Genomic DNA, 11,524 nt, shown 5'->3' with positions numbered 1-11,524 from the left:
TCGATTCGAGCCCTCTGGGTCAGAAATGACGTCACCGAACCCGACAGGTTCTGCGGATTCAGGTATCTAACCCGCGATGATTTATCGGCATAGAGTTCGACCACATTGCTGGATTTGAATCGATCCGCACCGGCCCGGTCGGCGTATTCATCGACTATCGTCACCTGCGAATTTTCGCCCACCACTACCAGTAGCCGCATAAAGCTGTAGTCTTTGTTGGGATGACGATGAACAAAGATCGGTTCTTCGATTGTAAGATTGGGCGGTACATACAGAAACATCCCGTGATTGAAGAGCGCCAGGTTCAAAGCCTCGAACTTGCCGAAATCCGGTCCGACCAGTCTGCCAAGATACTTTTGCAGCAACTCGCCATGCTCATCGATCGCCGTCGACATATCCTTGAAGATCACACCGGTATCAGCAAGCTTCTCGGCCAGCTGGGTGTAGATCACCCTGTTACCATGATTACAGCCAAAGCCGGCAAATCCCGGTTTGAGCGATGCGATCTGGTCCTGACCGACTTCCGAACGTTTTGGCAGGATATTCATCTGCTGTTCGACATCCTCGGGCAGAAACCATTCCGGTTTGGTGTATTTCCAGAGATGCACGATTCTCATCGGCAGAGATGCACCGCGGTAATAATCCCAGGCCTGCCGGCGAAGATCGTAGAGCCACTGTGGCTCGGATTTATCTATCGGGCGAAACTCGATTTCCTGCTTCGATCCTGCTTGATCTTGTAAGACGCCCTTATGATATTTTACTTTAGCCAACTGAACCCTCCATTTCCAGCTCGATCAAACGATTGAGCTCGACCGCGTACTCCATCGGGAGCTCGCGTGTAAACGGTTCAATGAATCCATTGATGATCAGAAGCCTGGCCTCGTCCTCGGTCAATCCCCGCGAGGTCAGGTAGAAGAGCTGTTCTTCGGCCACCTTGCTAACTCTGGCTTCATGTTCGATCTTGACATCGTCGGCATCGATCTCCATCGTCGGATATGTATCCGACCGTGATGCGCCATCCAGAAGCAGGGCATCGCATTCGACCGAGATCTTAGATTTTTCAGCCTGCTTGTAAACTTTTGCCAGACCACGATAGGAGGCCCGACCGCCGGCTTTCGAAATCGACTTGGAAGTGATCCGTGAACTGGTTTCGGGAGCGACATGGATCACCTTGGCACCCGCATCCTGATGCTGTCCGGTCCCGGCAAACGCGACCGACAGAATTTCACCCTTGGCATGTTCACCCAGCAGGTATATACAGGGAAATTTCATGGTCAGCTTGGAACCGATATTGCCGTCAACCCATTCCACCGTGGCATTTTTGTGCGCATGAGCCCGCTTGGTAACCAGGTTATATATGTTGTTGGACCAGTTCTGAATGGTTGTGTAACGAATATAAGCATCATCTTTGGCGATCAACTCCACAACTGCCGAATGCAGTGAATCGGTGGAGTAAATTGGAGCGGTACAGCCCTCGATGTAATGCACCCGCGAACCTTTGTCGGCAATAATCAGGGTCCGCTCGAACTGTCCCATATTCTCGGCGTTGATCCGGAAATAGGCCTGAAGCGGAATCTTGACATCCAGGCCCGGGGGAACATAGATAAACGACCCACCCGACCAGACAGCCCAGTTGAGGGCGGCAAACTTATTGTCGGTCATAGGGATGACATGGCCGAAATATTCCTTGATAAGTTCCGGATGCTCACGCAGACCGGTGTCCATATCCTTGAAGATTACACCCTGTTTTTCGAGTTCTTCCTGCATCGAATGGTAGACCACTTCCGATTCATACTGGGCCGAGACTCCCGCCAGAAACTTGCGTTCAGCTTCCGGTATACCAAGCTTATCGAAAGTGTTCTTGATATTTTCGGGCACTTCTTCCCAGCTGCGGCCCTGTTTTTCGATCGGCTTTATATAGTAGTATATGTTTTCAAAATCGATCGAATTGAGCAGTTCAGTGTTACCCCACTTCGGCATCGGCTTGGACAAAAACACATCCAAAGCCTGGTGCCGATACTGACGCATCCAGTCCGGCTCATCTTTCATTCGGGAGATCATTTCCACAACCTCATGGTTGACCCCTTTTGCACCCTTATGAAAATACTCTTCCGGGTCCCGAAATCCGTAGCGGGTGGCATAATCCTGCCCGATCGATTCTATATCTTTATTTCTGGTAACTTCTGCCATATTATACCTCCACAGCCTGGGAGTTCTCGGCTTTTAACCAGTCGTAACCTTTCTCCTCCAGTTCGAGGGCCAGCCTCGGACCACCCGAACGGACAAAACGACCGTTCATCATCACATGCACATAATCAGGTTTGACGTAGTTTAATATCCTCTGGTAATGTGTCACCAGAAGCATCGCGTTATTGTCGGAAGCGACGGTGTTGATTCCCTTTGATACAACCTTCAATGCGTCGATATCCAGCCCGGAATCGGTCTCATCCAGAATAGCCATCTTCGGATTCAGCATAGCCATCTGAAGAATCTCCAGGCGTTTTTTCTCGCCACCCGAAAATCCTTCGTTCAGGTAGCGAGTGGCAAATGATTTATCTACTTCGAGAAGCTCGAATTTGGCCATCAGATCCTTGCGGAAACTGCGCAGGACAGATTCGTCACCATCGTACTTCGACTTGATCGCGGCCCGCAGAAAATTGGAGACGCTGACACCCGGAATCGCCAGCGGATATTGAAAAGCCAGAAACAAGCCGGCTCGGGCTCGCTCAGTCGAATCCAGCTCCAGGAGATCCTGGCCGTCGATTGTAACTCTGCCGGCGGTAATTTCATAAGCAGGATGGCCCGCCAGAGCGTTAGCCAGAGAGGATTTACCGGAGCCGTTAGGCCCCATGATCGCATGTTTCTCACCCGCCTTGAGCTCGAGCGAAACACCCCTGACAACTTCCTTGTCCTCGACTTTTACATGGACATCATTGAATTTGAATATCACATTTTTATCTGTCATGACTACCTCGTCAATTCGGTTTATGTTCTGAAAGTATTTTTTCCATCTGTTTTTTGAAATCGTAATCACCCTCGGCCAGGTCGGCCAAAGTCAGTTTGCCCAGAAAGGCGGAAATCATATCAGAAAACCCGCGCCACATTCTGCGCACAGTGCAGTCTTCCAAATGAACACAGTTATCCTGGTCACCTGTATAGCGGTCACAGTGGCCGGAATCGTAAAGCGGGCCTCCCAAAGCTTCAAAAACTGCCTTGAGGAAAATTTTGTCTGGTTTATCAGTCAGCATATAACCGCCCTGTCGTCCACGAACCGCCTGCACCAGCCCTGCCTTTTTCAGAATCATCATCAGCTTACCGACATACGAAAGCGAAAGTCCTTCGCGTTCAGATATTTCCGGCAGGGTTAAAGGACCGCCGTCAGTTTTGGCCAATTGCAAAAGACAGCGCAGACCATATTCTTCAAGGGCGGAAACTTTCATTGATTGTGTACCTCACAGACCTTTTCTTTACTAAAAAGTACAGTATTTGGATATACTAACATCCAGAGAGTTTGACAGTTCCCGAAAACAGCGCGTTAATTTACTTTTTTCGTAAACAATCTGCGAGAATTGGCCCCCGGGGCAATTTATTCGATCAGTTTCAGCATTTTATCGACCTCGGTGGTCGGCAGACGGCAGGTAAAATTCTGGCAGATATAAGCTGTCGCTCGGTTTTCAAGAGGACGTTGTTGTTCTGTATATCCGGCTACTTCGCTTATTTCCGGTTTTTCACCGGCAGGTCTGAAGAGCACTACTGAATTGGGCAGGTATTTGCGGTTGATAGCCGAAAGCATTTCGCCCGCGCTGTTTTCTGAGCCCTCGGTGATTACTATTTCATAGGATGGTCCCAGCATAAAGTCGACCGCGCAGAGCATGAAGCTGAACCCGACCGGCTGTTGCGAAAGACCGCCCCCGGCCGCTTTTGTTATTTCATAAGCCATTTGCTCATAAGCACTTTCCGCGGTAAAGCGGGAGAGACGCAGGAGGTTTAAGGCCATGACCGAATTGCCCGAGGGAATCGCGCCATCGTAGAACTCGCGGGGGCGATTGATCATCTCCTCGGCAGAATCTGCGGTCATGTAAAACGCACCTCCATCTGAATCCCGGAAATGGGCAACAGCGTAATCGCTCAAATGCCTGGCATAGACCAGGTACTGTACCCCGAAAGTAGCCTCGTAGAGCTCCAGAAGCCCCCAGATCATGAACGCGTAGTCATCGAGATAACCCTCGATCGCCGCCTCGCCGTCGCGAAAACGATGCTTCAACTTTTCTCCCGAGCGCATTTCAGTGATTATGAATTCCGCCGCTCTTTCAGCACTGCGGGCGTAATTCTCATCTCTCAGAACCTTTGCTCCGCGTGCCAGAGCCGCGATCATCAGGCCGTTCCAGTCGGTCAGGATCTTGTCATCTTTGCCGGGATGGATTCTGTTTTGGCGCACGGCGAATATCTTTTTGCGTAAATCTTCCAATTTTTTGGCCAGTTCGTCTTCGGCGATATTCAGTTCACTCGCGAGAACATCTATATCTTTATCTCGATAGAGGATATTCGTTCCCTTACGCTGGCCGGTCGCTTCTTCCACGTAGTTACCGGCCGGGCTGATATTGAACGCCTGCCTGGCGATCTCAGCCTCGGAATCGTTCAATATAGTCCTGATTTCATCCATTGAGAACAGGTAGAATTTCCCCTCTTCGCCTTCGCTGTCAGCATCCTCGGCCGAGTAGAAAGCTCCTTCCTCTGAGGTCATTTCCCGCAGTACGTAGTCGAATATCTCGCGCGCAGTGTCGGCATAGTTTTCTTTGCCGGTGGCTTGATAGGCTTCCAGGTAAGCCAGAGCCATCATAGCCTGATCGTAGAGCATTTTTTCGAAATGGGGCAAAAACCAGCGACGGTCAGTGGAGTAGCGGTGAAATCCGTAGCCGATATGATCGTAGATTCCGCCTCTGCGCATCCCTGTAAGCGTTTTCTCTACCATGCGAAGCGCATTTTGATCGCCGGTCCGCTTATGATAACGTAACAGCAGCAACAGGTTATGTGGTGAGGGAAATTTCGGTGCGCCACCGAATCCGCCATGATCGGAATCGAAACTCTGGGAAAACTGATTGTATGCCAGGTCGAGAGCTTCCTGACCGGGCTGATCATCGGATTGCGGCATACGCAGGGAATTCAATCCCTCGGTCACCCTGTCAGCGGCAGAAACCAGCTCATCGCGGTTTTGACTCCAGGCCTCCTGGACCCGCGGGATCAACTCAATCATGCCCAGCCGGCCACCCATGCTCTGCTTCGGTATGTAAGTGCCCGCAAAAAACGGCTTCTTCTGCGGAGTCATGATTACCGACAACGGCCATCCGCCGGAACCGGTCATAATCTGGCAGACTGACATATATGTGCTGTCGACATCCGGCCGCTCCTCGCGGTCGACCTTGATCGAGACAAAAGCATCGTTCATCAGTTCCGCAACCTGCTCATCCTCGAAAGATTCATGTTCCATCACATGGCACCAATGGCAGGTCGAATAGCCGACTGAAAGAAAAATCGGTTTGTCCTCGTCGATCGCTTTTTTAAACGCTTCATCGCCCCATGGATACCAGTTGACAGGGTTACGGGCATGTTGAAGCAGGTAGGGGCTTTTCTCACTTATAAGCTTATTAGTTGCTTTATTGTCATTCATAAAATCGCTCCAATCCATGATATCCCGGTCGGGGGAATAAAAAAAGCCCGTCAAGCAGTCAGGTCATTCGCTGTGCGGGCTTAGGCTGTCCACTTCTGCTGTCTAAGCAGTAATTCACTCAATCAAGAGTTCCCCTCTACATAACCGGAATGCGGTTTACTATTTTGGTTCAAAAACAATTGCGGTTACCTAAAAGTTCCATGACATTTTTACAAAGCTATTGAAGCAAAGGGCAACATATGTTACCATGTTAATTTGTAAACGGTTAAATTACTATGACTGAAATAAAGACACTTTCAAAAGATGAGCTCGGTTTTGTTTTCGATCTGGTCGATCCGCTCGACTGGGGTTATTTCCCCCGTGATTTCGAACGCATGATTGAACTTGATCACGAGGGTGCCTTTGTCGCCCTCCATCAAAATAAAAGGGCTGGTTTTGTGATGACCACTTCCTACGGCAGATACTCTTTTGTAGGTCCCATGGTGGTCATGGAAAGTTTGCGCGGACAGGGAATCGGTGAGAAACTTTTAGTCAGAGCCATCGATTATCTAAGAAGCAACAGGGTCGAAGCGATCGAGCTCGATGCGGTTTTTAAAGCGGCCAGTCTATACCGGCGCCTCGGATTCAGGGACAAGTATTTCTCTTACCGCATGCGAAATCGAGTCGATACCACTGGCGAAACACCTGAAGTGCTGTCTGCGAAAATGACCGATGAATTGATTGAATTCGATTACAAGATGACCCGAATCGACCGTAGCAGACAGATTCGGCAGTTTATTTCCGAATACCCGGATTCGATATATGTAACCGGCCGGAACAGAATCGAGGCCTGGACACTGGTGCGAAAACGCAAAGGTGGTTTGACCTGGATCGGGCCATTGATTGCCTCTTCGACTGACAGTGCAATCGAGTTGTTCAGGAAAGTTACTACTCATTATGCTGGTAAGCCCTTAGGGTTGGGTGTTGTGGAACCGGCGCGGGATTTCATCGAATACCTGAGAAAACAGGGTTTTATACACAAGGTGCCCGGATTGCGAATGTACCACGGTCAGAAACTCGATTACGAACGAAACATGTATGCCATTATCGGTCCCGAAAAGGGATAATCATGATCGAGATAATCCAGCCCAAAACAGAACCGGAACTCCAGCAGGTTCGGCAGGTTTTTCGTGAGTACGAAAAGTATCTCGGCTTTGAACTCGACTTCCAGTCCTTCGAAGATGAACTCAGATCCCTGCCGGGAGTATATTCACCTCCAGCAGGTCGTTTGTTTATGGCAGTTGACAACGGTTCGCGACCGGCCGGGACTGTTGCCCTCAAGAAAATCGATGACGGTATCTGCGAAATGAAAAGGCTCTATGTCCGTCCGGAGTATCGCGGTCATAAACTGGGACTGCGGCTGGCCGAATTGATTATCGACGAGGCCAGGGAAATCGGCTACAAAAAGATGCGTCTGGATTCACTCAAACGTCTCACTGAAGCTCTCAGCTTGTACAAAAAGCTCGGTTTCATACAAACCGATCCGTATGTCTACAATCCATTAGAGGACGTCGTCTACATGGAACTGGATCTGACGGTTCAGTCTTAGATCGCCTCTGCTTTAGCCGCGATCATCTCGATTTCTATACCACCTTTTATTTTAATCGTATGAACCTCGGCTTCGATATCAGGCGCGACCTCATCTCTGGCTTTCAGGGAAGCCTCGGCCAATCCGTTGCAACAGGGCACTTCCATTTTCAGGACCGTGATCCTCTGGGGCCGGGCTTGTTTGTAGATATCCTTCAGTTTTTCATAGTAATATTGAAGATCGTCCAGCTTGGGACATCCAACCACCACCGCATGGTCTTTGAGGTAGCGACGATGAAAATCCGGCACCGCAAAGGGGACACAGTCGGCGCAGATCAAAAGATCGGCATCCCTGAGAAATGGGGCGCTCGGCGGCACCAGCTTGAGCTGAACCGGCCAGTGGCCGAGCTGAGATCGATTTGATGTTCGCCCTTGCGGACCATCCTGCGCTTTAACAGTTTGATTGAGCATCTGGATATTAGATCCGGGACACCCGCAGGGCAGATCCTGTTTATGGTCTTTATTCTGCTTCATCTCGATGTTCTCCTTCACCTTTGACTCGTCGAATTTTCGGGCCTCGCGTTTTTCAATAGTGAGCGCATCCTGGGGACACGATCCCAGGCATTCCCCGAAACCGTCGCACAAAAAATCGCTCACCAGCCTGGCCTTGCCGTCGATTATATCGAGCGCGCCCTCGGCGCAGGCATCCACACAATGACCGCAACCATCGCATTTCTCTTCATCGATTATGATTATATCTCGCATCGGCATAATGCCTCCTTGTGATCGGTTGTTATCTCGTCTGAGGGGAGTATCGTAAATGCGAGTAAATAAATCCTTGACCCAGGTCAAGTTGCTCAGATTTTTTTGCCTTCGGCGATTTCGCTCAAAAGCTGACGGTTTTTGATTCTAATCTGCTTGCCATCAATGGCGAGAGCTTCCAGGTCAATGAGCTTGCGCAGGCCCCGGGAGAAAGTTTCGGCAATGGTTCCCAGTTTACGGGCCAGTTCGGTCTTGGAGAGATCGAGCTGAACAGTATCAGAATTTATCCTGTTCGCCTGATCGAGAAGATAGAATGCAATACGGGCGGGAACTTCTCGCAGGGAAATGTTTTCGATCAATTCCGTGAACTCGCGCAGAAAGGCGGCCTGGGCGGTAATGATTTTAAGCGATATCTGCGGGTTGGCTTTGAGCAATTCGATGAAGCGCCGGCTGGGAACAAATGCTACCCGGCTGTTTTCGAGCGCTTCGCAGTTAGCCGGGAATTTACCCCCCGCAAAGACAGCCGCCTCAGCGAAAATCTGACCGGGTGCAATGCGGTGCAAGAGCTGTTCCTTACCGGACTGCGCCAGCTTATAGATCTTTACAAGGCCGGCAAGCAGAAGATAAAAACCTTCAGCCCGATCACCCTCAAAAAACAATATCTCACCTTTTCTCAAGTTTTTTGTGGTGACTATATCTGCAACCTGCAAAAGCTCATCATCATTCAAACCCGAGCATAGACGCGTATCTTTCAACTGTTCGATCAATTCCATAAACAGATAATACGAATGATTGTGTCAAAAAGCAATCCGGACTGATAAGCTCTGGTATACTAACAATTTACACTAATAATTTGTGATAGCGTAACGTATTTCATATATTGATATTGTTGAGAGAAATACTAAATCGGAGATGACCATGCAAAATTTGTCCAAAATCAATCAAAAAATCCCTTTAGCAATTAAATCTGTTCTGCCTGTGATATTACTGATTTTACTGGTAGCTTCAGTTACTGCAGAAGAAGAAGGCTGGCCCAAAGTCGGTGAAGAGGCCCTGGGCACAAGATCGTATGATGACTATGATACCCCCGAGTACTGTGGTAGTTCATGTCATGTCGATTTTTATCGTCAATGGCAACAGGCCATGATGTCGCAGGCGTACACTCATCACTGGGACGAGATCGAATACTTTAAGCTGGCTGTACCTCATCAGGAAGCAGATAAAAATATGGAAGGAGTTGCCGACGGTTGTAACGGATGTCATACTCCACTGGCCTTTCTGGCCGGTGATGTCACTCCACCACCACCGTCTGAGGGATCTCGGGCCAATGAATCGGTATCCTGCGAAGTGTGCCATTCAATAACCGGATTTGTCGGAGATACACCATTCAATTTCAACTGGATCTCCGAACCGGGCGACATTAAGTACGGCACCCGCGCGACAGGCGAATCCCCCAACCATAAGATCGAAAAATCCGAGTTTATGGGCACAGCCGAATTCTGCGGTACCTGCCACAACGAAAAGAGTCCTTTTGGGGCCTGGGTTAAATCAACTCATCTCGAATGGAAGGAGGGTCCCTATGCTGAACAGGGTGTGCCCTGCCAGCAGTGTCATATGACCTACGCTAAAAGCAAGACCTCTTCCATGGGTAATGTATATGACGACGCCGCCCAGCATCTCTTCCACGGCGCCCATGATCCCGGTAAGATCGCCGGCACGATAGAACTCAGGATTCATCCAGACATCAGGGAAACTGTCCCGGGTGAAACAGTGAAGTTTACCCTGGCTCTCTTCAACCAGAAAACCGGACATAAATTCCCTACAGGTTCGGTCGAGGATCGCATTGTATGGGTCCATGTTGAGGCTGTCGATGCCGACGGCAATGTCTACCATCTGCCGGTCGACAAGAAAGGTTTCGAGGGTGAAGAATATACTATTGCCACCGATGAGCTGGCTTACCAGGACATGGGGATCCCGCTGGGCAAGCCGAATTTTGAGGGTGTCAGGCGCGAGGATGTCCCCATCGGAGACCGGATCTTCAGGATGGCCTATCTCGATCCTGAAGGCCGCATGACCATACAGCAGTGGAATACTAAATCATTCGGTCCCGATTACAGAATCGGACCTCGCGAGACCAAGATGGAAACTTACACTTTTGATTTGCCGTATGAAGTCTCCCCGGGTGAAATGACCGTTAAAGCCACCATGAATTACCGCAAGCTGGTCAAACCGGTCGGTGAATTTCTGGAGGTGCCCGAGGAAGAATATGAGATCGTACATGTAAACACGCATTCGACAACAATCAACGTCCTGCCATAGGGAGGTAATGTGAAAAGAAACCTATTATTTATCACAACAATCTGGTTATTTTTTATCTTCGCTTTTTCCAGCCTGGTATTTGTTGATGAAAGTTCAGCTGTACCGGCTTTCGCTCGTAAGTACCGGATGTCCTGCACAACCTGTCATACACCGTTTCCAAAATTGAAACCATACGGCGATGATTTCGCCGGTAACGGTTTCGAACTGGAGGATCAGGATGCTCCGCGCTATATGGTCGAAACCGGCGATGAAAAACTCGATTTAATCCGCGATCTGCCATTGGCTATACGGATGGAAGGCTATTTGCAATATCAAACTCAAACTGATAAAGATGTCGATTACTCCACACCGTATTACCTCAAATTCATCTCCGGCGGTAAGGTCACAGATGGTTTCGCTTACTATTTCTATTTCTATCTGAGCGAACATGGCGAGGTGGCCGGTATCGAGGATGCTTACGTGATGTTCAACAATCTCTTCGACAGCGAACTGGATATCTATTTCGGTCAGTTTCAGGTCTCCGATCCGCTATTTAAAAGGGAGTTGCGCCTGACCTACGAGGATTACCCGGTTTACACAGTCTCACCCGGAAAATCGCAGATCAGTTTGAAATACGACCGAGGATTCATGATCACCTATGGTTTTGAGACCGGCACCGACCTGATCTTCGAGACAGTCAACGGCAACGGGTTGGTTGAGGCCGATGACTTCGGGGTATTCGATAACGATAAATATAAGTCATTCGCGGGGAGAATTTCTCAGGATATCGGGGAGTATTTCCGGGTTGGCGGATTCGGGTACTACGGCAAGGAGGGTACCGAAGATATCAATAACGAAGTTTACTACTACGGGCCCGATATGTCTGTTGCCTATGCAACACTCGAACTGAATGTGCAATATCTTGAACGGAGCGACTCCGATCCAAACCTGGTCGACTACGACGGCGATGAGATCGAAACACGGGGGGCTATGGCAGAACTGATATATCTCCCTGACGGTGAATTTTCAGAGTTCTATGCGGTCGGATTGTTTAACTGGATCGAGTCCGATTTCGAAGAACTCGAATATCGTTCTCTGACCGGCCATGTGGGGCACGTCTTCCGTTCCAATCTCCGCTTCTTTGTGGAATATACTTACGAGATGGAATCAGAAGAGTCCAGAGTCGTAACCGGCTTCGTGGGAGCCTTCTAGATAACATCACAGCTGTTA

The 11,524-nt window shown here is 49.4% G+C and carries 11 protein-coding genes; 4 read left to right on the top strand and 7 right to left on the bottom strand.

All coding sequences use genetic code 11. The features are described 5' to 3' along the window. The 5 genes from GF404_11910 to GF404_11890 all read right to left on the bottom strand — a co-directional run. Nucleotides 1–770: hypothetical protein (locus tag GF404_11910; GenBank protein ID MBD3382886.1), on the bottom strand; the 770-nt coding region annotated here is incomplete at its 3' end. Beyond that, the gene (gene sufB / locus GF404_11905) at nt 763–2,190 is read right to left on the bottom strand and encodes a Fe-S cluster assembly protein SufB (GenBank protein MBD3382885.1); all 1,428 of its coding nucleotides are present in this window, start codon (nt 2,188–2,190) and stop codon (nt 763–765) included. The genes sufB and GF404_11910, both read right to left, overlap by 8 nt. 1 nt (nt 2,191) lies before the next feature. Next, nucleotides 2,192–2,965, bottom strand: a complete 774-nt coding sequence (sufC, locus tag GF404_11900; protein MBD3382884.1) for a Fe-S cluster assembly ATPase SufC — start codon at nt 2,963–2,965, stop codon at nt 2,192–2,194. A 10-nt stretch (nt 2,966–2,975) separates the two neighbouring features. Then, a complete protein-coding gene (locus tag GF404_11895; protein MBD3382883.1) occupies nt 2,976–3,440 on the bottom strand; it encodes an Rrf2 family transcriptional regulator in 465 nt (154 codons plus the stop codon). Between the two features lie 146 nt (nt 3,441–3,586). Continuing rightward, on the bottom strand, nt 3,587–5,668 hold the full coding sequence (locus GF404_11890; GenBank protein MBD3382882.1) for a DUF255 domain-containing protein: 2,082 nt from the start codon (nt 5,666–5,668) through the stop codon (nt 3,587–3,589). 275 nt (nt 5,669–5,943) lie between these two features. Between GF404_11890 and GF404_11885 the strand changes: the two genes are divergently transcribed. Together GF404_11885 and GF404_11880 are read left to right on the top strand one after the other, a co-directional pair. Beyond that, on the top strand, nt 5,944–6,774 hold the full coding sequence (locus tag GF404_11885) for a GNAT family N-acetyltransferase (protein MBD3382881.1): 831 nt from the start codon (nt 5,944–5,946) through the stop codon (nt 6,772–6,774). Nucleotides 6,775–6,776: 2 nt separating this feature from the next. After that, nucleotides 6,777–7,256, top strand: coding sequence for a GNAT family N-acetyltransferase (locus GF404_11880; GenBank protein ID MBD3382880.1), 480 nt, complete (start codon nt 6,777–6,779; stop codon nt 7,254–7,256). Here GF404_11880 and GF404_11875 read toward each other — a convergent pair. After that, entirely contained in the window at nt 7,253–8,005 is a 753-nt protein-coding gene (locus GF404_11875) for a 4Fe-4S ferredoxin (GenBank protein MBD3382879.1), read from the bottom strand. The genes GF404_11880 and GF404_11875 overlap by 4 nt on opposite strands. An 86-nt stretch (nt 8,006–8,091) precedes the next feature. Further along, nucleotides 8,092–8,769 carry a cyclic nucleotide-binding domain-containing protein gene (locus GF404_11870; protein ID MBD3382878.1) on the bottom strand — a complete coding sequence of 226 codons (678 nt, stop codon included), beginning with the start codon at nt 8,767–8,769 and terminating at the stop codon, nt 8,092–8,094. 145 nt (nt 8,770–8,914) lie between these two features. Here GF404_11870 and GF404_11865 point away from each other — a divergent pair, with 145 nt between their 5' ends. Both GF404_11865 and GF404_11860 read left to right on the top strand, forming a co-directional pair. Then, nucleotides 8,915–10,315, top strand: coding sequence for a hypothetical protein (locus GF404_11865; GenBank protein MBD3382877.1), 1,401 nt, complete (start codon nt 8,915–8,917; stop codon nt 10,313–10,315). 39 nt (nt 10,316–10,354) lie between these two features. After that, entirely contained in the window at nt 10,355–11,506 is a 1,152-nt protein-coding gene (locus GF404_11860) for a hypothetical protein (protein MBD3382876.1), read from the top strand. The last annotated feature ends 18 nt before the right edge of the window (nt 11,507–11,524 follow it).

The sequence above is a fragment of the Candidatus Zixiibacteriota bacterium genome (genome assembly GCA_014728145.1).
In the GTDB taxonomy this organism is placed as follows: Bacteria; Zixibacteria; MSB-5A5; order JAABVY01; family JAABVY01; genus WJMC01.
The sequence above is the reverse complement of the archived record's forward strand: the minus strand, read 5'-3'. Positions and strand labels throughout refer to the sequence as shown.

Bases quoted from the DNA above. Each gene is read 5' to 3' on its own strand.
- sufB (MBD3382885.1), bottom strand. From the start codon at position 2,190: ATGGCAGAAGTTACCAGAAATAAAGATATAGAATCGATCGGGCAGGAT.
- sufC (MBD3382884.1), bottom strand. From the start codon at position 2,965: ATGACAGATAAAAATGTGATATTCAAATTCAATGATGTCCATGTAAAA.
- GF404_11895 (MBD3382883.1), bottom strand. From the start codon at position 3,440: ATGAAAGTTTCCGCCCTTGAAGAATATGGTCTGCGCTGTCTTTTGCAA.
- GF404_11890 (MBD3382882.1), bottom strand. From the start codon at position 5,668: ATGAATGACAATAAAGCAACTAATAAGCTTATAAGTGAGAAAAGCCCC.
- GF404_11885 (MBD3382881.1), top strand. From the start codon at position 5,944: ATGACTGAAATAAAGACACTTTCAAAAGATGAGCTCGGTTTTGTTTTC.
- GF404_11880 (MBD3382880.1), top strand. From the start codon at position 6,777: ATGATCGAGATAATCCAGCCCAAAACAGAACCGGAACTCCAGCAGGTT.
- GF404_11875 (MBD3382879.1), bottom strand. From the start codon at position 8,005: ATGCCGATGCGAGATATAATCATAATCGATGAAGAGAAATGCGATGGT.
- GF404_11870 (MBD3382878.1), bottom strand. From the start codon at position 8,769: ATGGAATTGATCGAACAGTTGAAAGATACGCGTCTATGCTCGGGTTTG.
- GF404_11865 (MBD3382877.1), top strand. From the start codon at position 8,915: ATGCAAAATTTGTCCAAAATCAATCAAAAAATCCCTTTAGCAATTAAA.